We start from the raw sequence: 24,293 nt of genomic DNA, 5'->3' as shown, positions 1-24,293 counted from the left end.
AGGAGCCCTCGTGACCCACCAGATGAACCGACGTCAACTGCTGCAGGCGATGTCGGCGCTCGCCGCGATCCCCGCCCTGGGTGGGCTCGCCGCCTGCTCGACCTCGACCGCGCCGGCCGGTGCAGCGGCAGGTTCCGGCGCCACGGCCGGTGCGGCGCTCGAGTTCTGGACGCGGGAGACCCAGGACAACGGTGCTCGCCAACCGCGCATCATCGAGCGTCTGGCCGCCTTCGACGCCGAGCGGGGGACCACGGTCACCCCGCAATTCCTGGTCTTCCAGGAGTCCGTGCAGAAGACGCAGGCCGCTTTGGCGGCCGGCAACCCACCCGATGTCGGCCAGCAGGGCCCCGATGTCACCCTCGGGTTCGCAGCGGCGGGCAACCTGCTGAACATCGACGACGTCTTCGCCGGCCTGGAGGATCGGCTGCTCGACCTGCAGAAGGACGCCTTCGTGGTGTACGAGGACGCCACCTTCGGCGTGCCGTGGTACGTGGAGACGAGGGTGCTCTTCTACCACAAGGATCTGCTGGAGCAGGCCGGCGTCGAGCCTCCCACCACCTGGGACGAATGGTTGGCCGTGGCCAAGGCGACCACCCGCGGGGATGACCAGTTCGGGTTCCTGTTCGGGCCGGAGGGTCCCCAGCCCGGCCAGCTGTTCATCCCCCTGGCAACCGCTGCCGGCGCGCCGCTGCTCGATGCCCAGGGACAGATCTCGGCGGACACCGAAGGACACCGCGCCGCGCTCCAGTTGCTCAAGGACATGTACGACGCCGGGGCGATCCCCGCAGCTTTCCCCACCTACAAGAACAATGACGTCACCCAGTTGTTCGCGCAGAAGAAGTCGGCGATGTACTGGGCCAACGGTGAGGTGCTGCTCGCGTTGAACACCATCGACCCCTCCCTCTCGGAGAACATCGGTGCGGTGCTCACCCCGGTGCCGAAGGCCGGTGATGTTTCCCGGTCCTTCCTGGGCGGATTCGAATTGTTCGCCTTCGCCGGCACGCAGGCACCGGAGGATGCCAAGGCGTTGATCAACTACCTGTTCGATCCGACGTGGTACGGCGAGTACGTCAAGGCCACCAAGGGCGCCGCCCTCCCGGTGACCAAGGAGCTGGCGGCGGACCCCTTCTTCACCGACGACCCCAACCTCAAGGTGCTCATCGAACAACTCCAGACCGCCGTGCGGTACGGCGGACCGGATTACGGCAATGTGCCCTACCTCGGCGAGGCCGAGGGCAAGGCATTGTTCAGCAAGGCGGTCCTGGACGTGTTCACCGGAGCGCAGACCGTCGACGGGGCGGTCACCACCCTGGACGGCGAACTCAAGGCGATCGCGGGTCAGCAGTGACGATCACGAACGAGGCCGTGGTCACGACGAACGGGGCGAAGCGGAACTCGAGGACCGCAGCCGTGTACGTCGGTGGGGAGACGGCCGGGCCGGTGCGTCGGCTCTGGCACGGGGTCGGCTATGACGAACTCAACTGGACCTCGACCCGTCGGGGCGTCGGTCTGCTCGCTCTCCTGGGTGACGACGTCCTCCCCGCCGGCTTCAGCATCCGTATGCACAACACCCTGACCAGCGGGAACGGGTGGTCCATCCCGGCATGGGGGTCCGGCGACGTCTTCCATCGCCTACCGGACGGGTCCGTCCGGTACCGCTGGGACATCCTGGACGCCACCTACGACGCGATCACTGCCGGGGGCGGGACACCCCTGGTCGAGCTCGGGTTCATGCCCCGCGAGTTGTCCCGCATCAGCAGCCGCAGCGCCGGCTTCGAACCGGGAGCGGACGTCGGCTACGAGGACTACGAGCTGGGCAACTGGAAGTACCCGCCGGCCGACGAGGAGCAATGGTCCGACCTCGTCCGGGCTCTGGTGAACCACTTCATCGAGCGGTACGGCCGCGCGGCCGTCGCCGGCTGGCGGTTCGAGATGTGGAACGAGCCGGACATCCCCAACTACTGGAAGGGGACCTGGGAGGAATACATGCGGCTGTGGGACGTCACGTGCCGGGCGTTCCGCGACGTCCTGCCCGACGGGCAGATCGGCGGACCGGCCACCACTGCCCACGGCTCGACCGAGCTCGACCGGTTCTGCCGCAACGCGATCGACCACGACACAGTCCCGGATTTCCTGTCCTTCCACACCAAGGGGGCCCACTACGACCCGCGGCGCCACTACGACCACTTCACCCCGGCCGAGCGTCAGACACCCTCCCGCGCGGTCATGCTCGAGGACATCTCCCGGAACCTGGCGGTCATCGCGAAGCATCCCGAGCTCGCCGATCTCCCGGTGCTGGTGGACGAGTGCGATCCCGCCGTCGGGACCGTCTACGGCGAGTTCGACAACCCCTCCTTCGGAGTCACCAATTCCGAGTACTACCCCTCGTTCGTCGCCCGGCTCATCCACGACCTGCAGGACGAGCGTTTCGACTCGGTCGAGCAGATCACCCACTGGGCGTTCTACATGGAAGGGAAGCGCTGGTTCGAGGGGAACCGGACGCTGCTGGACAACGACGACGTCGAGAAGCCGATTCTCAACGGCCTGCGGATGCTCGAGTCCCTCACCGGCCTGCCGCGCCTGCCCATCGAGGTACGGGGTGATGCCGCCGGTGAGGTGGCGGCCCTCGGGGGCAGTGACGGTGCGGTGATGCGCGTGCTGCTCACGAATCACCACGACAACTGGTGGGCGGAGGGCGACGCGGAGCTCACCGTCCACCTTCCGGCCGCCGGCGCACTGCGCATGTCACGGCTGGATGCGCGGCACGGCAACACCTACCGCGCCTGGGAACGGCTCGGCCGGCCCGCCTGGCCCGATGCCGGTCAGGTCCAGCAACTCCGCAGCGAGGGCATGCTGACCTGGGAACCGGTCATCGCCGAGCCGGGGGAAGACGGCGGCCGGCTCACCGTCGCAGTCCCGATGCACGGCATGGTGCTCCTCGAGTTCGACCTGGAGACGCCCGCGTGAGCGGGCCGGACGCCGTCGCAACTTCCTTCGCGAGCACCGCGGTAGCGATGCCGGGGGGATGGTGCGTCCGATGGAGTTGATGCTCATCGGTTGCGGCGGGATGGGCCGGCGCTATGTCGCGGGTCTGAGCAGGCTCGTGGGCATCGGACACGAGGGCTTCGACGGCTCCCAGGTGCGGTTCAGCTGTCTGGTCGATCAGGTCCGGGAGCGGGCGCAGGCCCTGGCCGATGAGGTGGCCGAGGCAACGGGGCACCGGCCCGCCGTGGCCGGCTCGATCGCCGCCGGGCTCGCCGCGGCGGCCGTGGACGGTGCCGTCGTGGCCAGTTCGACCATCGCCCACGCCTCCATCTGTGCCGAGCTGGTCGCTGCCGGAGTGTCGATCCTGGTGGAGAAACCCCTGACCACCGACGTGAACTCCGGCGTGGAGACGATGCGGGCAGCCCACGCGGCAGGGGTGGTGCTGGCCGTGGCCGAGAACGTCCGCCGGGAACCGGTCAACCGGTGGGCGCGTTCTGTTCTGCGGTCAGGGCGTCTGGGCCGTCCCCGCTTCGTGCTCGACCAGGTGTTCACCGGTGCCGATGCCATCCAGCTCACGCCCTGGCGGCATCGCGCGGAATCCGGTGGGCTGCTGTTGGACGTCGCCGTGCACAACGCGGACGTGCTGGAGTACCTGCTCGGACCGGTCGCGGCCGTCCTGGGCGGGATCACCAGGCTGGAGGAACCGATCCGGCGACGGGCCAGCACCATGACGGTCGGTTCCTCGGCCTTCTACGACCGCTTCACCCCCGAACTGCCGGAGACCGTCGAAGCAGACGCGGACGACGTGTTGGCGGCCCTGTTGTCCTTCACCGGCGGTGCAGTGGGCCAATGGGTGCAACACCAGGCCGCTCATGGCCTGCGGCGTGCTGAACGCACCATCTGGTGTGCGGCAGGGTCCATCGAACTGCCCCCCGACCGATCCGGTTCGCTGCCCAGGGTCACCCTGGACGGTGCCGTGGTCGGCCGGGAGGAGCTGGCCGCCCTGGCGGACCCGGACGACGGCCCCGCCTGGTCGCTGCCCCCGGTGGAGGCCGGCCTGTGGGGCGATGCGCGCACCGTGGCCGGCGCGGGGGACTTCGCGTACATCGACGGCACCCTGGTGGCCATCGAGCTCGCGGATTTCGTGACGGCGGTCCGCGGCGGCGGCACCCCCGAGGTCGACGCGGCGACCGGGCTGCGGGCCATGGCCCTGGTCGAGGCGGTGGCGCGGGCGGGCCGGGACGGTGGACCGGTGGTGCCCGCGGAATTCGGGAGAGCCCGACCATGAGCGTGCCGCAGATCGACGGGGTCAGGGTGGCGGCACTGGCCGTCCCGACCGTCCTGGCCTCGGCCGAGATCACCTCACCGATGGACGCCGTCCCGGCCCACCGGCACCGGCGGTCCAGCTGGTACGGGTCCATGGGGGAGGTGTTGGTCGAGATCAGCGCCGGACCTCTCCGCGGCATCGGGATGACCCACGGCGGGCAGGCCGTCGCGGCGCTGCTGCGCGAACACCTCGGCCCCCTGCTGGTCGGGACCGACCCCACCGACATCGCGGCCCAATGGGACCGGCTGCGCCGGGCGTGCTACCCGTACGGGACCGGTGGCCTGGCCGCGATGGCGAGGTCCGCGCTGGATCTCGCTCTGTGGGACATGCGGGGGCACGCAGAAGGCGTTTCGGTCACCGCACTCCTGGGCGGCACCGGAACCGAGATACCGGTCTACGCCACCGGCAACCGGGTCGCCGAGTTCGTCGCGGCCGGCTTCCCGGCGGTGAAGATCGGTATGCCCCGCGGCCCCTGGGACGGGCCTTCCGCCGTCGAGGCGGTCAGCCGGGTGCTCGAACGGGCCAGGGTGGAGGCTGGGCCCGAAGCCGCCCTGATGGCAGATGCGTGGATGGGCTGGACACCGGCGTTCGTGGCCGAGGTCGCGCCCGCACTGCACGCCGCCGGGCTGACCTGGCTGGAAGAGCCGCTGCCCCCGGATCACACCGGAGACCTGCCGGCGGTGGTCAACGCTGCGCCGGTACCCATCGCCGGCGGTGAACACCTGACCCACCCGCACGAGTTCCTGGCGCTCGCCGCCGCCGGGGTGGGCATCTGGCAACCGGACGTCATGTGGTGCGGAGGACTCACCGCGGCCCTGCGCCTGGCCGACCTGGCCGACCGCACACCGGTTGCCGGACTCGGACCCTCAGCCCGTTCGCGCCTGGCTCCGCACCTGGGCGCCGGGCCCTTCTCCCTGCCGCTGGTGTCCGCCCGCTGTCCCGATCACCCGGCGGAGTGGTTCGTGGGCACCGCTCAGGGAGCCGCCTGGGACACCGCCCCCACCGTTCTGCACGGCGCCGCATTCCCGGACGCCGGTCGGATCACCCCGTCGTCGGCCGCCGGCTTCGGGATCACCCTCGACGAGGAAGCCGTGAACCGTTATGCCTGTTGACGTCTCGACCGCCCCGGCCACCTCCTCGACCTCCACCATCGATGCCCTGATCGGACGTGGTCAGGAGGTGTACTTCTCGACCCGAGACGCCCAGCCGTCCATGTGGGCCTCCTGGATGACCGCGGTGGCCGATGCGCTGGACGCCGCAGCGGACCACCTCGTCGGAATCGCCGAGCGGGAGACCCATCTGACCCCCGCCCGGCTGAGCGGGGAAGTGACGCGGACCTCCGGGCAGTTGCGCCTGCTTGCCGCGGCTGCCCTCGACGGCAGCTGCTACGAGCTGACGATCGACCACGCCGACCCCGAGAAGACTCCGCCCCGGCCCGACTTGCGCCGGATGCTCCAAGGCGTCGGGCCCGTGGTGGTCTTCGCGGCGAGCAACTTCCCGTTCGCCTTCAGCGTCCTGGGTGGAGACACCGCTGCCGCCTGGGCGGCCGGCTGTCCCGTGCTGCTCAAGATCCACTCCGGTCACCCGGAGCTGTCCTGGGCGACCCTGCAGGTCGCCCGCACGGCCCTGCGGGCCGCCGGGGCGCCGCCGGATTGGATCATCGGATTCACCGGACAGCAGGCCGGCCGGCAGGCTCTGGCCGATCCGCGGGTGAAAGCAGGCGCATTCACAGGGTCGGAGCACGTGGGCCGGCAACTGCTGTCGGTCGCGCAGGACCGGCCGGACCCCATCCCGTTCTACGGCGAACTCGGCTCCGTCAACCCCGTCGTGGTCCTGCCCGCCGCCGCCCGCCACCAGCGCGAACAGATCGCCGGCGGGTTGGCCGCTTCCTTCACCCTCGGACGGGGGCAGTTCTGCACCAAACCCGGTGTCGTGGCCGTGCCGGCATCGGCCCGACTGGGCGATGCCGTCACCGCCCACCTGTCCGGGATGGACACCGGTGCATTGCTCACCGAGAGCATCGGCCGCGCATTCGTCCAGGGGACCGCGGAATTGGGTCAGCTGCCGGGCGTTCTCGTCGACCACGATGCGAGGAGCACCGTCGAGTCGGCCGGGCCGTGGCTCGGTTCCGTGCGGCTCGCGGACGTGATCGCAGCGCCGGACGCATATCTCGCCGAACGTTTCGGCCCGGCCACGCTGTTGATCACCTACGAGGACACCGACTCGACCACCGTGGCCACACAACTGGCATCCCTGTCCTCGATCCTGCCCGGCTCCCTGACGGGGACGGTGCACGCGGATCTGGACGACGAGTCGGACATCGCACTGGCCGGCACCGTCGTCGACCGACTGCGGCACCGGTGCGGCCGGATCATCATGAACAGCTGGCCCACCGGTGTGGCCGTCGCCTGGGCGATGCACCACGGTGGCCCGTGGCCGGCCACCACGGGTTCGCTGCACACGTCGGTCGGCCCCACCTCGATCCGCCGGTTCCTCACCCCGGTGAGCTTCCAGGACATGCCGCAGGGTCTGCTGCCGCCGGTGCTCCAGGACGGCCGTACCGACCTCACGCGGCGTATCGACGGCAGGTTGGTCCCGGCGGCCTGACCCGGGCACTTCCTCTGAGGGAAGTCGAGTCGGGTAGGCCGATTCTTGCCCCCCCTCGGGCGCGTCGGGACCCCACTACCGGCTCGGCCCACCGTTCCGAGACCACCGGCCGGGGCGCCGGTGCCACGGCGTCGATGCGCGACCGACTGAGCAATTCGTCCGTGCACGCGGGCCCTGGGTCGACTCCTCGCCGCACTTCAGGCGGTCGTCCTGGCCCGGGTGATCAGCTGCTCGCTGACGTCCCAGAGCTGCCGGGCCGCCTGCGGGTCCAGGGCGTGCGGGAGGACGCCGTCCAGTCCGTTGAGCTCCGACACGACCTCGGCCTCCTGGCAGTCCTGGAAGTACCGGCCGCCGATGCCGGCGACGAGCGGGGACGTGGCCAGGAAGACCGACGTGGCCGCGCCCTGTTCGGTCGACTTCATGTGGAACAGGCCCGCCGCCGCCGCCCCCCGCGCCTGTTCCTCCGCGGCGGCGCGGCGCTCCGGGCTCCAGTGGCGCTGCAGCGGGGTCCAGATGCCACCCGGATCCAGCGAGTTGGCGGTGATCCCGTCGGCGGCCCACCGGCGGCTGGCCTCGACGGCGAAGAGGGCATCGGCCGTCTTCGACTGCCCGTAGGCCAGGTTGGGGTCGTACGGGCGACGATCGAAGAACAGGTCGTCCAGGACGACCGGCGAGGCGGCGTGACCACTGGAGGAGACGGCCACGATGCGCGCGTCGCCGGCGGCGGCCAGCGCGCCGTGCAGACCGGTGGCGAGCGCGAAGTGACCGAGATAATTGGTGCCGAACTGGGTCTCCCACCCCTGCGCCGTCCGCCCCTGCGGGGAATCCATCACCCCGGCGTTGTTGACCAGGATGTGCAGCGGGCCCTGCCAGGCCCGGGTGAACGCGTCGACGCTCGCCAGGTCGGCGAGATCGAGGTGGGCCACGACGAGGTCCGTCCGGCCGCTGGAGTCGGCGATGTCGGCGGCCACGCGCTCCCCGGCGGCCGTGTCCCGCACGGCGAGGGTCACCTGGGCGCCGGCGTGGGCCAACGCGCGGGCGGTCTCCACCCCGATGCCCGAGGCAGCGCCCGTCACGACGGCCCGTCGCCCGGCCAGGTCGACGCCGTCCACCACCTGCAGGGCGGTGGACCTACTGCTGAACTCACTCCGGATCCGTGTCATGCGACCATGGTAACCAACTAGTTGGTTGTATGCTCGGGCGATGGTGAGGGACGGGGAGGCGAGCCGGCGGCGATTGCTCGCGGCGGCCGCGGCGGAGTTCGCCCAGCACGGCATCGTGGGGGCACGGGTGGACCGCATCGCGGCGTCGTCCGGGGTGAACAAGGCCCAGATGTACGCTTGGTTCGGGTCGAAGGACGGCCTGTTCGACGCCGTCTTCGACGATCAGCTCCACGGCATCGTCGACTCCGTGCCGTTCGACGCCGACGACCTCCCGGGCTACGCCGTCCGCCTGTACGACTCCTACCTGGCCGCACCGGAACTGGTCCGGTTGGCGAGCTGGAACCGGCTGGAACGGGTGCCGACCGGTGATCTGCTCAGCGGCCACCGCGAGCTGTCCGAGCCCAAGAACCGGGCGATTGCCCGGGCGCAGGAGCAGGGCCGCATCCTCGCCGGCATCCGGCCGGACGAGGTGTACTCCCTGGTCATCGCGCTGGCCGGCACCTGGTCACCGGTGAGCGCGACCTACACCGCATCGGCCGCGGACGGCGGGGCCGACCACGAACGGCGCCGCGCCGCGCTCCGATTGGTCGTCACGCGCGCCCTGGGGCCGTGATCGGGGAGACCCTGCAGCCCCGGCCCGGACTCGCGAGACACGGTGGCCTCGGCCCGCTCAGGCGCGCGCGTCCGCCAACCACCCGGCCGGATCGCCCGCGCCGGTCAGGTCGGTCCCGCTCACCAACCAGGACGCACCGGCCTGCCGGATGTCGTCGAGGTGGCGGCGCTGCACTCCGCCGTCCAGTCCGACCAGCCGGTCGGGGTCGCCGGTTCGCAGCTCGCGGACCGTGCCGAGGGTGCTCGGGGTGAAGGTGGATCCGGCCTGCCCGGGGACGATGCTCATCACCAGCACGGCCAGCTCACCGGGCGGCACGACGTCGGCCGGGGTCCCGGGGGAGAGGGCGAGACCGGCGCGGGCGCCGCGCTTCTCGATGCGCCGGAGTGCGGCGAGGTGGTCCGGTGTCTCGGCGTGCACCACGACCAGTTCGCAGAAGTCGGTCCAGGCGTCCACGTGGGCGAGCGGGTCGGTGACCATGAGGTGGGCCTCGGCGCGCAGGCCGTGCGCGGCGGTGAGCGTGCGGGCGCGATCGGCCGGGAAGCCGCCGGCGGCGGCGAACACCCCGTCGGTCAGGTCCCAGTGCACGTGGTCCAGGCCCGCGGTCCGCAGCGTGCTCAGTGTGGGGTCCTGGGCGGGCTCCGGCACCGACCACAGGGAGACCGCCACGCGACGGGTCATGCCGGGGGGTCCGCTCGAAAAGGCATGGCCAGCAGTGCCTCCGCCAGTGCGCGGTCGACGACCAGGGCCGAGATCAGCCCGGACCGGGTCACCGCCATCACCGCCGCTGCCTTGGCCGCCCCTGCCGCGACGGCGACCACGCGGGGGACGGCGGCCAGCTGTGCGGCGGTGATGGACAGGCACCGTTCCGCCATCTCCCGCCCGACCAGGGTGCCGTCGGCGTCGATGAGCACGCCGGCCACCTCGGCCTGCACACCCTGGCGCTCCAGTTCCGCACGGTCCTCCGGCGTCATCACCTCGCGCAGCTGCGAGATCGGCGGGTCCCACGATCCCACCGCGACGAAGGCCACGGTGATCCGGGAGAACAGCGCCAGTGCCTGCGCGACATCGGGCTGCCGGCGCAGCCCGGCCGCGGTGGCCGCGTCGTGCAGGAGCAGCGGGGCGAAGATGGCATGGGCCTGCCCGCCCGCGCGGCGCGACGCCCGCCGCACCACCTCCACGGGCGACTCGGTCAGGTCGGCCCCGACCACCCCGGTGAGCTGCACGATCGAGACCGGCGGCAGGGAGCGGAGTTCCGTGGTCATCGCGGTGATCGTCCGACCCCAGGCCAGGCCGAGCACGTCCCCGTCGCCCAGGGTGTCGGTGAGCAGTGCCGCCGCGGCGCCGCCGACCTGCCGGCGGGCCTCGACGTCACCGCCGTGCGTGCCCACCACCAGGCACTCGGCGAGCTGCAGGTGCTCGCGCAGACGGGCGGACAGCGGGTCGTCCGGCAGGCCGCCGTCGTCCAGCGTGATGGTGACGATGCCCGTCGACCGGGCCTGTTCGAGCAGGCGGGCCACCTTGAACCGGGACAGCCCGAACTCCTGGCCGATCTGCACCTTGGAGATGTCGTCCAGGTAGAAGCGCCGGGCCACCGAGGTGATCAGCCGCCGTTCGGCCAGCGCTCCGTCGCCGCTCATCCGAGCATCCTCCCCGCACAGTCGTGACGTCTTCGTGACCGAAGGGGCTTGTCGTCCCCGAGCCGCCCTCCTAGGGTGGCACAGACGAGCGAGAGTAACGCTCATATGAGCGGTAGCGCAAGGAGGCGCGAGTGACCAAGCGGCGAATCCCGGACGAGATCGGCATCCTCGGGATCCTGATCGTGGTCGTGCTGACCCTGAGCCTGCTGTCCGACAACTTCGGCACCGTCGGTAATTTCCAGGTCCTGCTGCTCAACGGGGCCGTGATCGCCTTCCTCGCCCTCGGGCAGACCTTCGTGCTGCTGACCGGCGGGATCGACCTGTCCACCGGTTCCAACGTCGCCCTCACCGGGATGCTCGCCGCCATCGCCATGCGCGAGGGGGCGTCCTGGCCGGTGGCCGCGCTCATCGCCCTGGTCGCCGGGGTCACCGTGGGCGTCTTCAACGGCGCCGTCATCCACTACCTGCGGCTGCCGCCGTTCATCGTCACCTTCGCGACGTTCGGCATCGCGGCGAGCATCCCGCAGATCCTCACCGGGGCCAGCTCGGTGCCGGTGCGCGAGCAGCTTTTCGCGATCATCGGACGCGGGTCCCTCTACGGCGTCCCCATGCCCGTGGTGCTCGTGGTGATCGCCGCGGTGGTGCTGACGGTCGTCCTCCGCCGGACGGCCACCGGCGTGCACATCTACGCCGTCGGCGGGAACGCCGAGACCTCCCGGCTGGCCGGTATCAAGATCGGCCGCACCACGATTCTGGTCTACGCGATCAGCGGACTGTGCGCGGCCTTCGGCGGGCTCATCACCACCAGCCGGCTCATGGTCGGCTACCCGACCGCGGGATCGGGCAACGAGTTGTTCTTCTCCATCGCGGCCGCGGTGGTCGGCGGCGTGTCCCTCTTCGGTGGCATCGGCACGATCCTCGGGGCCGTCCTCGGCGCCCTGCTGATCGCCACCGTCTCCAACGGCATGAACGTCATCGGGGTCGAGAGCTTCTGGCAGCCCCTGGTCATCGGGGTCATCATCCTCATCGGCGTCAGCCTGGACACCGTGCGCCGGCGGCTGTCCTTCCGGGACCTCGGTCGGCTCCTGGGCCGCCCGGGCGGCGGGCCGCCGACCGGGCCGTCCGCACCACCGGGCCCGGAGAAGGCGGTCGGGACTCTCGACGCCGCCCGTGCCGCGCCCTGACCCCGGCACCCTCCGCACCACCGGACACCGACCCACCTCCCCCTGGCAATCACCCCCCACCCCCCACCCGGCAGTCACCCCCCACCCCCCAAAGGAAGGCAGAACCGTGCGACGAAGCATCGCGTTCACCGGGCTCCTCGCGGCCGCGTCCCTCTCCCTGGCCGCCTGCGGCGGACTGGACACCGGCGCCAGCACCTCCAGCGCGGCCCCCACCGCGACCAGCAGTGCCGCCTCCAGCAGTGCGGCCTCCAGCAGTGCCGCGACGAGCAGTGCGGCGAGCGGCTCGAGCTCGGCCGCCTCCAGCTCGGCCGGCTCCAGCTCCGCATCCAGCGGAGGTGGGGCGGCGGCCGCCGCCATCCCGCGGCCCGCCGCGTGCGACGAGGCGAGCCCGTACATCGCCGTGGCCCTGCCCAACCTGACCAACCCGTACTACGTCGCCATGAAGCAGGGCTTCGAGGACGCCGGGTCCGCCGCCGGCTACACGATCGAGGTGCAGATCGCGAACGACGACGACGCCACCCAGCTCGGCCAGGTGCAGGCCATGCTGCAGAAGCAGCCCTGCGCCCTGGCTCTCAACGCCGTCAAGTCCGAACCGGCCGCGGCCATCGTCAAGGCGGCCAACGACGCCGGCGTGCCGGTGTTCACCGTCAACGTCACCGTCGACCCGGACGCGCTGTCCTCGCAGGGCGCGAGCATCGTGCAGTACCTCGGCGCCGACAACGCCGCCGGCGGCAGGCAGATCGGCGAGCAGGTGCTCAAGGACCTGGGTGCCGACGCCGCGTTCAAGGTCGGGCTGATCACCGAGCCCGACGAGATCCCGGTCGTCGTGCGCGACCAGGGCTTCAAGGACGCCATCGCCCCCGATGCGAACGCGAGCGTCGTCGCCGAGGTGGACGGCAACGTCAAGCCGGACGTGTCGCTGCAGGCCACCACCGAACTGCTGCAGGGCAACCCGGACGTCAGCGTGCTGTTCGCCAGCACCGGCCCGGCGTCCTACGGGGCCCTGCAGGCCATCGCCGGCAACGCGAACGTCAAGGTGTACGGGTTCTGCGCCTCCGAGGAGCCGCTCACCGACGCCTACCCGGCCTGCGTCGCCCAGGAGCCCGCCGACTACGGCAAGCGCGTGGTCGAGCAGATCCAGGGCTGGCTCGGCGGCGGCACCCCCGAGGCCGAGATCCTGCGCCCGCTCAAGCTCTTCGTGAACGGCGAGACGCCCGCACCGGGCGAGGTCGGCTGACATGGCGGACCGGACGGTCGACGACACCGGGCAGGGGGGACTCCGGGCCACGGGCATCGTCAAGCGCTACGCGGGAGTCCCCGCTCTGGCCGGGGTCGATCTGACCGTCCGGCCCGGTGAGGTGGTCGGGCTCGTGGGGCACAACGGGGCCGGCAAGTCGACCCTGCTCAAGTGCCTGTCCGGGGCGGTCCGCCCGGACGAGGGGACGATCGAGGTGGACGGCGTCCCGCTCGCGCTCACCGGCCCGGCGGCCGCGCTGGCCGCCGGGATCTCCACGGTGTACCAGGAGCTGTCGCTGCTGCCGAACCTCACCGTGACCCAGAACGTGTTCCTGGGCGACGAGATCCGTCGGTTCGGGCAGTTGTCCCGGGACCGGATGCGCCGTGCCGCGCGGGAACTCGTCGAACGGTTCGACGTCCAGGTCGACGTGGACCGCCGGCTCGGCGACTACCCCGTGGCCACCCGGCAGCTGCTGGAGATCGCCATCGCCACCCAGCGGGGATCACGGTTCCTGCTGCTCGACGAGCCGACCACCTCGCTGGAGGGGGAACAGGTGGTGCGGCTGCTCGACACCGTCGGGGAGCTGGCCCGCACCACCGGGATCGGCGTGCTGCTCGTCGACCACAAGCTCGACGAGCTGTACCAGGTCGCCGACACCGTGGTCGCCCTGGTGGACGGGCGGGTGCGCATCGCCGGGTCCGCCCGCACGGTGGACCGGGCCGACGTCGTCCGGGCCATCGCGGGGGAGGAGGCCGCCGTCCACCTGTTGCAGGAGGGCCGGGCCGACGAGGGCACGCCCACCGACCCGGCCGGTGCCCCCGGGCATGTCCCGGCGCCGTCCGCGGCGTCCGACCGGCCGGACGGCACCGTCGCCCTGCAGGTCGACCACCTGGCCACCGCGGCGCTGCGCGACGTCAGCCTGAGCGCGCGACCGGGCCGGGTGCTGGGGCTGTACGGGTTGATCGGGTCGGGCCGCACCGAACTGCTGCGCGCTCTGGTCGGCCTGGACACCGTGCAGGGCGGCACCGTCCGGCTGGACGGCCGGGAGTTCCGGCCGCGCAACCCCGCGCAGGCCGCCCGGGCCGGGCTCGTCTACCTCACCGAGGAACGCAAGACCGACGGCATCGTGCCCGGACTGGACTCCGCCACGAACGTCGTCCTGCCGATCCTGCACCGCTTCTCCCGCCTCGGGCTGCTGGACAAGCGCGCGCTGGGCCGTACCGCGACCGAGTACATGGACCTGCTGCACGTACGCGGCAACCGGGCCGCCCCGGTGGTCAGCCTGTCCGGGGGCAACCAGCAGAAGGTGCTGCTCGCCCGGGCGCTGGCCCAGCGCCCCCGGGTCCTGCTGCTGGACGAGCCGACCAAGGGCGTGGACATCGGGGTCAAGTCCGAGATCCACCGGCTGCTCAAGGACCTGGCCCACCGGCAGGGCATGACGGTGGTGGTGGTATCCAGTGAGGAGGAAGAGATCCTGGACGTCGCCGACGATGTCGTCACGTTCAGCTCGGGCCGCTGCGACGGCCGTACCCGGCCGGCCGCGGAGCTCTCCGTGGTCGACCTCCGCCAAGCCGCGTGGGACGCGGCGTGAAGGAAGCAGGAACCGTGACCCACCCCGAGCAGACGGCCGGACAGCAGATGCCACAGCAGACGCCACAGAACGAGGCGGCCGGCACTGTTCTCGCCGAGGCCCGCGAGGCGATCCGGCGCGAGGCGGCGGGCGTGCTCGCCGTCGCCGACCAGCTCGACGACACCTTCCTGCAGGCCGCGCGCTGGCTCTTCGACTGCACCGGCATGGTCTTCGTGACCGGAGCCGGCACCTCCGGGGCGATCGCCCGCCGGATGGCCCACCTGTTCTCGGTCTGCGGCACCCCCTCGGTGCACCTGCCCGGCGCCGACGCCCTGCACGGCACGATGGGTGCCGTCCGCGACGGCGACATCGTCGTGGCCATCTCGCGGGGCGGCGGTTCGCGGGAGATCAACGACCTGACCACCCGGGTGCAGGCCCGCGGGGCCCGGGTCATCGCGCTGACCGCTGCGCCGGAGTCCGAGCTCGGCACCCTGGCCGATCTCGTCGTCACCCTGACCAGCCCGCTCGGCGTCGACCCGGGGGAGGTCATCGCCATGGGGTCGACGCTGGTCACCGCGGCCTGGGGGGACGCGCTCGCGCTGGTCCTCATGCGGTTGCGCGGTTACGGCTGGGAGCAGGTGCTGCACAGCCACCCGTCCGGAGCCGTCGGTCAGCTGCACGAGGCGCCCGACGCGTTGCCGCCGCTCACCCTGGACGCGCCGGCCGGGGCCGGCCGATGAGCGGCACCCACGGGCTGCTCGTCGCCGGCATCGACAGCTCCACCCAGTCCTGCACGGTGGAGATCCGCCGGGCCGACGACGGTGCCCTGCTCGGCTCCGGCGGCGCCCCGCACCCGGTCACCCATCCGCCGGTCAGCGAACAGGACCCGGCCCGCTGGTGGTCGGCGCTCACCGCCGCCCTGGCCGCCGCCTGCGCCGACGCCGGGATCGACGCGGGCGACATCGACGCGGTCAGCGTCGGCGCGCAGTGCCACGGCATGGTCGTGCTGGACGCCGACGACACCGTGGTGCGTCCGGCCAAGCTGTGGAACGACACCACCTCCGGCCCGCAGGCCGCCCGGCTGGTGGCGGAGTACGGCGCGGCGAACTGGGTCGCCGCCATCGGCCTCACCCCGTCCGCCGCGCTCACCGTCACCAAGCTCGCGTGGCTGGCCGAGCACGAGCCGGCGAACCTGGCCCGGCTGCGCACCGTGCTGCTGCCGCACGACTACCTGACCTTCCGCCTGACCGGGGAGAAGGTGACCGACCGCTCGGAGGCGTCCGGCACCGGGTACTACGCCGCGGCCCAGGGGCGCTGGCTGACCGAGATCCTCGAGCGGTTCGTCTCGGCCGACCTGAACTGGGCGGCCGCGCTGCCCCGGGTGCTCGGGCCGGACGAGACCGCCGGCACCGTCCAGGCGTCCGCCGCGGCCGAGCTCGGCCTGCGCACCGACGTGATGGTCGGCGCGGGCGGCGGTGACCAGCACCTGGGCGCGCTCGGGCTCGGCCTGCGGCCCGGCGACGTGGCCTACAGCTTCGGGACCTCCGGCGTCGTGCTCACCACCACCCCGGACTCCGTGCACGACACCTCCGGCTGGGTGGACGGGGTCGCCGACGCCGCGGGCGGGTACCTGCCGCTGGTCTGCACGCTGAACTGCACCAAGGTCACCGACACGTTCGCCCGCGTCCTCGGGGTCACCCCGCCCGAGCTCGGCGACCTCGCGCTGGCCGCCGACCCGTCCCGGCGCCGCCCCGTCCTCGTCGCCTACCTGGACGGGGAGCGCAGCCCGGCCCGGCCCGCCGCCGAGGGACTGTTAGCCGGGCTGACCACCGACCTCACCCGCGAGGACTTCGCGCTCGCCGTCGTCGAGGGCGTGATCAGCGGCATCGTCCGCGGCCACCAGGCCCTCACCGGGGCCGGCATCGCCACCGGCGGGGAGATCGTCGCCGCCGGCGGGGGAGCGCGGTCCACCGCCTACCGGCAGGTGCTGGCCGACCAGCTCGGCCGACCGGTGCACACCCGTGACGCCCCCGAGGCCACCGCGCGCGGCGCGTGCGTCCAGGCCGCCGCGGTGCTCACCGGGCGACCGGTCACCCGGGTCCGGGACGCCTGGTGCCCGCCGACCACGTCCACGATCGAGCCCCGGGTGGAGCGCGCCGTCGGGCTGGATCCGCGGTACACCCCGCTGGCCGACTGGCGCGGCGCCGACCGCCCGTCCTGACCCGCCCGCGACCCGACGAGAAGCACGGAGCCCGTCATGGCCCTCTACATCGACTCCGCCGACCGCCCGGTCGTCGAGTCCCTGCTGGACACCGGGCTGTTCGCCGGGGTCACCACCAACCCGGAGATCCTCGCCCGGAACGGCTACCGCCGTGCCGATCTCCCGGTCGTCCACCGCTGGCTCACCGCCGCCGGGGCGCGGCGGGTGTACTTCCAGACCCTGGGCGACGACGCCGACGCCGTCACCGCCCACGGCCGGGAGATCGCCGCCCTCGGTGACGACGTCATCGTGAAGATCCCGGCCACCCGCGCCGGGTTGACCGCAGCGGCGCGGTTGTCCGGGGAGGGCGTGCCGGTGCTGATCACCGCGGTGCACCACGCCACCCACGCCCAGCTCGCCGTGGCCGCGGGCGCGCACTCCGTCGCCCCGTACGTGGCTCCGATGACCCGGCACGGCCGGGACGGGGCGGCCACCACCCTGGCCATGGCCCGCATCCTGGCCGGCACCGGGGTCGGCATCCTCGCCGCAGGGTTCGCCACCCCGGACGAGGTCGCCGAGCTCGCCGCCGGCGGCATCGTCGACTTCACCCTGGAACCCGCCCTGCTCGAGACGATGCTCGCCGACGAGTACGCCGTGGCCGCCGCCGAACACTTCGAGGCCGTCACCGCCGCAGTCGCAGCGCGCTGATCGTCGTCCCGGGTGCGCTCCGTGACAGCCACTCGCGCTCCGTCGTCGGGTGTCGTTCCGTGCCGTTCCGGGGAGGCCCGGGCCCGCCGGTCGTGATCAGTTCTTGATCCTTCTCTCCCAGGGTGGGGCCGTACCGTGGTCCTCACGTCGGCTGCCGTGGCCCCCTGCGCGTCCCATCACCGCAGGTCCCGGCACTGATCGTCACCGATGTCCGGTTCGTCGCCCGTCGGCGGGACAGCCGACTGGACGCAGCACCCGGCAGGACGCAGCACACAGGGAGACGCATGTTCCGATCGACCCCCGCCCGTCGACGACCGGCCGGTGGCCGCCCCCGCTGGGCGGCGGTGGCGGCCGTCGCGGCTGCCGGGCTGATGGCCCTGACCGCCTGCTCGTCCTCGAACGAGGTCGTCGTCACGGTGACCGCACAGGCCACCTCGAGCGGCGTCACCGCGCCCGGGCTCGGCGCCTCGTCGGCCCCGGCGACCAGCTCTGCCGGTGACCTGGCGACCAAGGTGCGGGTGTCCGCGTTGCCCGCGTTCGGTAGCACCGACCTCCCCCCGAACGACCCCATCACCATCACCGTGTTCTCCGCCAAGATCGGCGAACTGACCGTCAAGGCCGATGACGGCGTCGAGGTGAAGGGGGAGATCGCCGAGGACGGGGCCACCTGGACGTTGACCGATCGGCTCGCCTACAACACGACCTACACCTTCGCCGGCACCGCGGTGGCCGCCGACGGTGCGACGACCCCCATCCAGGGTCAGATGTCGACCGTCAACCCGACCGAGACCATGCGGGCCGCGTTCAACATCCCGACCGGCACCACCGTCGGCGTGGCCGCTCCGCTCATCATCACCTTCGCCGGGCAGGTCACCGACAAGGCCGCGGCCCAGGCCACGCTGCACGTGACCACCGACAAGGGCGACATCGAAGGGTCCTGGGGCTGGCTGCAGGACGAGGACATCCAGGGCAACGGCACGCTGCAGTCGATCGTGCACTTCCGCCCCAAGGAGTACTGGCCCGCCTACACCAACGTGCACTTCGAGGCCGATCTCAACGGGGTCGACTACGGCACGGCCTGGGGCCGGGAGGACATCTCGTCGGACTTCACCATCGGGCGCGCCCAGATCGTCGAGGCCGACGTCAACACCTTCCGCATGGTGGTCAAGGTCGACGGCGCCGTGGTGAAGAACTACCCCGTCTCCTACGGCAAGGAGTCGGTCCCCGGGCGGGCCACGGTCAGCGGCATCCACGTGGTGACCGAGAAGTTTCCGGTGTTCTCGATGTGCAACCAGCAGTTCGACTACTGCGGTGTGGACGAGAAGTGGGCCGTGCGCATCAACAACAACGGCGAGTTCATCCACGAGAACCTCAAGTCTGTCGAGTTCCAGGGCAAGGCGAACGTCTCCCACGGCTGCGTGAACATGGGGCCCGGCGACGCGGAGGACTACTACAACTCCGCGCTGTACGGCGACCCGGTCGAAGTCAGCAACACCGGGACACCGATGACGAACGCCGACGCCATCTACGACTGGAGCTACAGCTGGGACGAGTGGAAGGCGCTGTCCAAGATCTGATCCGGGCTCGGGACCGAGCGGTCGTGCGGGGACGGGCCCGCGTACCGTGACGGGGCAGGATCCGGCGGGCGCCGGCCGTCCGCCGGGGCCGTTGTCCGGGTCTCGCGCGACGGATCGAGGGTGGGAAAGGGCGGTCCTCCGGTGAGTGCGGAACAGTCGTCACTCCCGCACCGGGTCGCGCTGATCAGCCTGCACACCTCCCCGCTGGCCCAGGCCGGCGGCGGGGACGCCGGCGGGATGAACGTCTACGTGGCGCAGACCGCGCGCCGGTTGGCCGACCGCGGCGTGCAGGTCGAGATCTTCACCCGCGCCACCGGGTCCGACCAGCCGCCGGTGGTGCACTGGCATCCCGGGGTCCTCGTCCGGCACGTGGTCGCCGGCCCCTTCGAGGGGCTGGACAAGATCGACCTGCCGGGGCAGCTGTGCTCCTTCACCGCGGGAGTGCTGCGGGCCGAGGCCGCGCGCGAGCCCGGCCACTACGACCTCGTGCACTCCCACTACTGGCTCTCCGGCCAGGTCGGGTACCTGGCCAAGGACCGCTGGGCCGTCCCGCTCGTGCACTCCGCGCACACCCTGGCCAAGGTGAAGAATGCCGCGCTGGCCGACGGCGACCGCCCCGAACCGTTCGGCCGGGTCGTCGGGGAGGAGCAGGTCGTCGTCGAGGCCGACCGCCTGGTCGCCAACACCGCGACCGAGGCCCGGGAACTGATCGAGCTGTACGGGGCCGACCCGGCCCGCGTCGACGTGGTCGCCCCCGGGGTGGACACCGACGTGTTCCGCCCGGGCGACCGATCCCGGGCCCGTGCTCGGCTCGGCCTGCCCGCCGACGCCCGGCTGATCGTCTTCGCCGGCCGCATCCAGCCGCTCAAGGCCCCCGACGTGCTCGTCCGGGCGCTGGGCGAGTTGCACCGCCGGTCGCCGGACGACCGCTGGCGACTCGTCGTCGTCGGTGGGGTGTCCGGTTCGGTCACCACCTCCCCGGACAGCCTGCGCGAGCTCGCCGCCGCCGAGGGGGTGGCCGATCGACTGGAGTTCCGTCCACCGGTCGCGCCCGAGCTGCTCGCCGAGTACTTCCGCGCCGCCGACGTCGTCGGGGTGCCGAGCCACAACGAGTCGTTCGGGCTGGTGGCCCTGGAGGCCCAGGCCGTCGGCACCCCGGTGGTCGCCGCCGCCCGGGGCGGGCTGACCGTGGCCGTCCGCGACGACGAGAGCGGCCTGCTGCTCCCCGGCCACGACGCCCGCGACTGGGCCGACGCCCTGGGCCGGATCTGCCGGGACGCCGCCCTGCGGGAACGGCTGTCGGCCGGCGCCGTACGACAGGCCGCCGCGTTCTCCTGGGAGCACACCGTGGAGAAGTTGCTGGACACCTACCGGCGGGCCATCGCGGACGCAGCGGCCGCCCGCCATCCCGGCCGCTCCGTCCCGGCCGGGACGGGCGAGCGGGTGGGCAGCCGATGAACGGCGACGAGCTCGCCGCCGCCCTCGCCGAGCTGGAGGTCCCGGCCGACCGCACGGAGCAGGACGCGTTCCTGCTGACCCTGCCCGGGGAGCGGCGCCAGCGCACGCTGGTCTGGCTGATCCTCGGGCGTCGCGATCTGCTGGTCGAGTCCTTCGTCTGCCGGGCCCCGGACGAGAACGCCGAGGGGGTCTACCGGTACCTCCTGCAGCGCAACGCCAAGCTCCGCTCGGTGGCCTACTCGATCGACGCCGTCGGTGACATCCACCTGGTCGGCCGGCTCGGCCGGGACACGCTCACCACGGCCGAGCTGGACACCGTGCTGGGGGTCCTGCTGCAGGCCTCCGACGCCGACTTCAACCCCATCCTGGAACGCGGGTTCGCCGGCGCGATCCGGCGGGAGTGGGCCTGGCGCACCTCCCGCGGCGAGTCGGTCCGCAACCTCGCCGCCTTCCGGCACCTGGTGTCGGTCGAGCCTGCCGACGGCTGATCGTTCCGGGTGCATACTCACCGTCAGCGACGATGCACCCCCGGTCAACGACTGGATCGTGTCGTCGACACGACGGACAGCTCGGATCTCACGGACAGCAGGGAAAACGTCATCAACCGTTACCCGGTCAAGGGGATGTGCCCGTCGGTGCCTGTCCCTAGACTCGTGATGTCGGCATGACCGCCCCTTCCCTGCGTCCCGCTCCGGGTCGTCGGCTCGTGCGCGCAGGACTCCGGCACCGGGGACTCGTGCAGTCGACATCAGGGGGAACGGCGTGACCGTGGGGGACAACGAGCTCGGTGGGTCGCTCCACCGCGCGACACCCACGGCGACGGCGTCCGGGTCCCCGTTCCGGGGCCGACTGCGTCGGGCCGGCCGCACCGGCTTCCGCTCCACCCTCGCCCTGCTCGTGGCCGCCGCCATGGCCTCGGCGCTGGCCGGTTCCGCGCTCGCCGACCCGGCCGTCGGGGACGGGGTCGGCGCCGCCGTCTCGGCCGTCGCCCCCGCCGGGACCACCGGGACGGCCGGGACCCCGGCCACCAACCCGTGCCCCACCGGACCCACCGTCGCGCAGGCGGCGCTGACCGTGCCGGCTGTGCCGACCGTGCCGGCCGCCGCCCCCGCCGTCGCTCCGGCGGACCTGCTCGCCGTTCCCGCCCTGCCGACCCAGCTCACCCCCGCCGTCTCCTCGGCTTCCGCCGCTCCCGCTGCTGCGCCCGCCGCCGCGGCCGCCGATCCGCTGCGGACGCTGACCGGAGTCGGCTCCGGCTCGGTCCCGCGGGTCGAGTACGCCGGCGTCGGACTCACCACCGAGCAGGTGCGGACGGCCGCCACCGTGGTCGCCGTCGGCGAGCGGGCCGGGATCACCCGCCGCGGGGTGGAGATCGCCCTCGCCGTCGCCATGGCGCGATCCGGTCTGCAGCCGCAGGTGCTGAACCGGTCCTGGGCCCCGCTGATCGCAGCCGCCGCCGCGCCGCAGGCCGGGCTCTACTCCCAGGGTGACCGGACCGACCCGGCCGCAGCCGCCCGTGCCTTCTACACCGAACTGGTCCGGGTCGTCCCCGGCTACGACACCGACACCCGCCAGGACTGGGAACTCGGCGAGGCCGCCCAGCGCATCACCGACGGGGAGTCCGCCGCCCGGTGGACCGGATTGGCCGGCGCGCTGACCGACTCCCTGCTCGGAACCGCCCCGGCCCAGGCCGTATCGCCGGCCCCGACGGAGATCTCCGCGACCGCCGGGACCGCTCCGGCCGCCCCCACCGACACCCTGGCCTGCACGACGGTCGACACGTTGGCCGACGGCAGCGCCGCAGCCACGTTGACCGATGCCGGCACCGTGTTCGACCCGGGCACGATCATCTCCGACGAGGTCTTCTACGACACGACGGCGATGAGCACGGACGCCGTGCGCCAGTTCGTCGACACCCAGAACGCCGCCTGCTCCGGACCGGCCTGCCTGCGCTCGCTGCGCCTGAGCACCCCCGACCAGCCCGCGGACGCGTTCTGCGCGGCCTACCGCGGCGGGGTGAACGAGGACGTCGCCACCGTCCTGGTCAAGTTCTCCGTCGCCTGCGGGGTCAACCCGCAGGTCATGCTGACCACCCTGCAGAAGGAGTCCGGGCTGCTCACCCGGACCGACACCACGATGAACAGCTACCAGGCGGCCTGGGGCTGGCACTGCCCGGACACCGGCCCCGGCGGCACGGCCAACTGCGACCCCGCGTACGCCGGGTTCTTCAACCAGGGCTACGGCATGGCCAAGCAGTGGGCCCGCTACAAGGTTCAGCCGGAGAAGTACAACTACCGGGCCGGGCAGACCGTGGACATCCTGTGGAACGTGGCCGAGTCCGGCTGCGGCAGCGCCCCGGTGACCATCACCAACACCGCGACGGCCTCGCTGTACAACTACACGCCGTACCAGCCGAACGCCGCCGCGCTGGCGTCCTACCCGTCCACCGGCGACGCCTGCTCGGCGTACGGCAACCGGAACTTCTTCTTCCTGTTCCGCAAGTACTTCGGCTCGACCGGGGGCGGCGCGGCCGGCTCGGTCATCGCCCGCGGGGTCAGCGTGACCATCCCGAACAGCCCGTACGTCGACAAGGTGCTCGCCGGGAAGGCCATCACCGCCCCGAGCCCGGCCATGGCCGCCGGTCTGGCCGCCGGGTTCTCCACCCTGGGCCTGCCCTACGTCTGGGGCGGCGGCGGGTCCGGTGCCGGACCCAACAACGGCTGCACCCGCGGCGGCGGCGAGCTCAACAGCTGCGGCCCGCAGATCGGTTTCGACTGCTCCGGGCTCACCGCCTACGTGCTGGGCCAGGCCGGGTTCTCCATCCCCGGCAACTCCGGCAGCCAGCGTGCCGCCGGTCTCAGCGTCCCCTGGGACCAGGCCCTGCCCGGTGACGTCGTCGGGTTCCCGGGCCACGTGGCGATCTACCTCGGCACCATCGGCGGTGTCCGCTACATCCTCGAGGCGTCCACGGTGGGTCAGCCCATCCACGTCGGTCCGATGCGGCGCAGCGACGCCGACGCGCAGGTCCACCGCTACTGGACCTCGTCGACCACCGCTCCGGCCCAGACCGCCTACCCGTTCCTCGCCGGCAGCTCGACCTCGCCGTACGCCTCGCCCACCCCGGCCCCCACCCGGTCCGCGACCCCCGCCCCGCCCCGCCGCGTGGTCGTCCCGGAGAGCACCCGGCCCGCGCCGGTCCTGCTACCCGTCCCCGATCCGACCCCGGCCCCCGTGGCGCCGTCACCCGCGGCGCCCACCCCGGCACCGGCCGTCCCGGCGCCGGCGCCCGCCCCGCCCGCGCCGGCGACCGACCCGGTCGTCACCCCGGAGACCACCCCGGCCACCTCCGCACCGGCGCCGGAGACCTCGACCGCGCCGACCTCGGACCCGACTCCGGTCCAGCCCCCGGCGGTGACCTCCGAGACGCCGGTGTCGACCGGGGAGAGCACGTCCGGAGCCGCGGAGGGCACCGTCACCGACCCGTCGACGGACACGTCGGCCACGGAGGCCGCCCCGACCACGGACGCCGTGCCGACGACCGACGCCGTCCCGACCACGGACGCCGTCCCGAGCACCGAGGCGCCAACCTTCCCGGCGCCCACCGCCGGCAGCACCGACGCCTCCACCAGCACCGTCCCGCCGGTGACGAGCACGCCCGACGCCACCACCACGGCGCCCGAGACGTGCCCCGAGCCGGTCCCCGTCGACGCCGCCCCGGTCACCACCTCGCCGGAGCCGTCCTGCACCGACCCCGCCGACGGTTCGCCCGCCGGGCCCACCGCACCGACCGGTCCGGTGAACACGGTCGCCGCGCTGCCGGCCGGTCGTCCCGCGGGCCGGCGCACCTCCCGGTCGTCCGGGTGTCGCGTCGCCTGATCCGGGTGTCCCCGCCGCCGTCTGACTCCTGACGGCCGGGATCGGGTGCCCGTCCGCAGGTGTGTCCGGATCGTGACCGGCCCGCCTGCACCCCCACGGGCCCGCACCTCCGTCTGAGCGGTGAACGGGCGCGACCGGCGCCCCGGGGGAA

19 protein-coding genes are annotated in these 24,293 nt (G+C 72.6%); 16 read left to right on the top strand and 3 right to left on the bottom strand.

The window, feature by feature from the left end:
• Positions 1–10 precede the first annotated feature (10 nt).
• The 5 genes from J2S58_RS09850 to J2S58_RS09830 are packed head-to-tail and all read left to right on the top strand — an operon-like array spanning position 11 to position 6,919.
• Positions 11–1,348, top strand: coding sequence for an ABC transporter substrate-binding protein (locus tag J2S58_RS09850; protein WP_205258065.1), 1,338 nt, complete (start codon positions 11–13; stop codon positions 1,346–1,348).
• Positions 1,345–2,967: a GH39 family glycosyl hydrolase gene (locus J2S58_RS09845; RefSeq protein ID WP_205258066.1), complete on the top strand. Its 1,623-nt coding sequence runs from the start codon at positions 1,345–1,347 to the stop codon at positions 2,965–2,967. Before J2S58_RS09850 ends, J2S58_RS09845 begins: the two co-directional genes overlap by 4 nt.
• A 58-nt stretch (positions 2,968–3,025) precedes the next feature.
• On the top strand, positions 3,026–4,273 hold the full coding sequence (locus tag J2S58_RS09840) for a Gfo/Idh/MocA family protein (RefSeq protein WP_205258067.1): 1,248 nt from the start codon (positions 3,026–3,028) through the stop codon (positions 4,271–4,273).
• Positions 4,270–5,424 (top strand): enolase C-terminal domain-like protein, encoded by a 1,155-nt coding sequence (locus J2S58_RS09835; RefSeq protein ID WP_205258068.1) that lies wholly within the window; start codon positions 4,270–4,272, stop codon positions 5,422–5,424. The genes J2S58_RS09840 and J2S58_RS09835 overlap by 4 nt, the downstream gene beginning before the upstream one ends.
• A complete protein-coding gene (locus J2S58_RS09830) occupies positions 5,414–6,919 on the top strand; it encodes an aldehyde dehydrogenase family protein (protein ID WP_205258069.1) in 1,506 nt (501 codons plus the stop codon). Before J2S58_RS09835 ends, J2S58_RS09830 begins: the two co-directional genes overlap by 11 nt.
• A 197-nt stretch (positions 6,920–7,116) precedes the next feature.
• Here J2S58_RS09830 and J2S58_RS09825 read toward each other — a convergent pair whose 3' ends face one another.
• Positions 7,117–8,082, bottom strand: a complete 966-nt coding sequence (locus J2S58_RS09825; RefSeq protein ID WP_205258070.1) for an SDR family NAD(P)-dependent oxidoreductase — start codon at positions 8,080–8,082, stop codon at positions 7,117–7,119.
• 40 nt (positions 8,083–8,122) lie between these two features.
• On the opposite strand from J2S58_RS09825, the gene J2S58_RS09820 reads away from it, so the two are divergent.
• On the top strand, positions 8,123–8,695 hold the full coding sequence (locus J2S58_RS09820) for a TetR family transcriptional regulator (protein WP_205258071.1): 573 nt from the start codon (positions 8,123–8,125) through the stop codon (positions 8,693–8,695).
• Between the two features lie 57 nt (positions 8,696–8,752).
• Here J2S58_RS09820 and J2S58_RS09815 read toward each other — a convergent pair whose 3' ends face one another.
• Both J2S58_RS09815 and J2S58_RS09810 read right to left on the bottom strand, forming a co-directional pair.
• A complete protein-coding gene (locus J2S58_RS09815; protein ID WP_205258072.1) occupies positions 8,753–9,373 on the bottom strand; it encodes a beta/alpha barrel domain-containing protein in 621 nt (206 codons plus the stop codon).
• On the bottom strand, positions 9,370–10,332 hold the full coding sequence (locus tag J2S58_RS09810; RefSeq protein WP_205258073.1) for a sugar-binding transcriptional regulator: 963 nt from the start codon (positions 10,330–10,332) through the stop codon (positions 9,370–9,372). The genes J2S58_RS09815 and J2S58_RS09810 overlap by 4 nt, the downstream gene beginning before the upstream one ends.
• A 131-nt stretch (positions 10,333–10,463) precedes the next feature.
• On the opposite strand from J2S58_RS09810, the gene J2S58_RS09805 reads away from it, so the two are divergent.
• The 10 genes from J2S58_RS09805 to J2S58_RS09760 all read left to right on the top strand — a co-directional run bounded on the left by J2S58_RS09805 (position 10,464) and on the right by J2S58_RS09760 (position 24,142).
• Positions 10,464–11,516 carry an ABC transporter permease gene (locus tag J2S58_RS09805; RefSeq protein ID WP_205258074.1) on the top strand — a complete coding sequence of 351 codons (1,053 nt, stop codon included), beginning with the start codon at positions 10,464–10,466 and terminating at the stop codon, positions 11,514–11,516.
• 106 nt (positions 11,517–11,622) lie between these two features.
• Positions 11,623–12,753, top strand: coding sequence for a substrate-binding domain-containing protein (locus J2S58_RS09800; protein WP_205258075.1), 1,131 nt, complete (start codon positions 11,623–11,625; stop codon positions 12,751–12,753).
• A gap of 1 nt (position 12,754) precedes the next feature.
• Positions 12,755–14,344 carry a sugar ABC transporter ATP-binding protein gene (locus J2S58_RS09795; RefSeq protein ID WP_205258076.1) on the top strand — a complete coding sequence of 530 codons (1,590 nt, stop codon included), beginning with the start codon at positions 12,755–12,757 and terminating at the stop codon, positions 14,342–14,344.
• A gap of 14 nt (positions 14,345–14,358) precedes the next feature.
• The gene (locus tag J2S58_RS09790) at positions 14,359–15,063 is read left to right on the top strand and encodes a KpsF/GutQ family sugar-phosphate isomerase (RefSeq protein ID WP_205258077.1); all 705 of its coding nucleotides are present in this window, start codon (positions 14,359–14,361) and stop codon (positions 15,061–15,063) included.
• A complete protein-coding gene (xylB, locus tag J2S58_RS09785; protein ID WP_205258078.1) occupies positions 15,060–16,544 on the top strand; it encodes a xylulokinase in 1,485 nt (494 codons plus the stop codon). The genes J2S58_RS09790 and xylB overlap by 4 nt, the downstream gene beginning before the upstream one ends.
• Positions 16,545–16,580: 36 nt before the next feature.
• A complete protein-coding gene (locus J2S58_RS09780) occupies positions 16,581–17,231 on the top strand; it encodes a transaldolase family protein (RefSeq protein ID WP_205258079.1) in 651 nt (216 codons plus the stop codon).
• Between the two features lie 284 nt (positions 17,232–17,515).
• Positions 17,516–18,808, top strand: a complete 1,293-nt coding sequence (locus J2S58_RS09775) for a L,D-transpeptidase (protein ID WP_205258080.1) — start codon at positions 17,516–17,518, stop codon at positions 18,806–18,808.
• 141 nt (positions 18,809–18,949) lie between these two features.
• Complete coding sequence (gene mshA / locus J2S58_RS09770; protein ID WP_306827901.1) at positions 18,950–20,266, top strand: D-inositol-3-phosphate glycosyltransferase; 1,317 nt, start codon at positions 18,950–18,952, stop codon at positions 20,264–20,266.
• Positions 20,263–20,754: a type III secretion system chaperone family protein gene (locus tag J2S58_RS09765; protein ID WP_205258082.1), complete on the top strand. Its 492-nt coding sequence runs from the start codon at positions 20,263–20,265 to the stop codon at positions 20,752–20,754. The genes mshA and J2S58_RS09765 overlap by 4 nt, the downstream gene beginning before the upstream one ends.
• Before the next feature lie 274 nt (positions 20,755–21,028).
• Positions 21,029–24,142: a C40 family peptidase gene (locus J2S58_RS09760; RefSeq protein WP_306827898.1), complete on the top strand. Its 3,114-nt coding sequence runs from the start codon at positions 21,029–21,031 to the stop codon at positions 24,140–24,142.
• Positions 24,143–24,293: the final 151 nt, after the last annotated feature.

This window comes from Nakamurella flavida (genome assembly GCF_030811475.1).
Taxonomy (GTDB): domain Bacteria; phylum Actinomycetota; class Actinomycetes; order Mycobacteriales; family Nakamurellaceae; genus Nakamurella; species Nakamurella flavida.
This window is presented reverse-complemented; position numbering and strand designations above follow the sequence as displayed.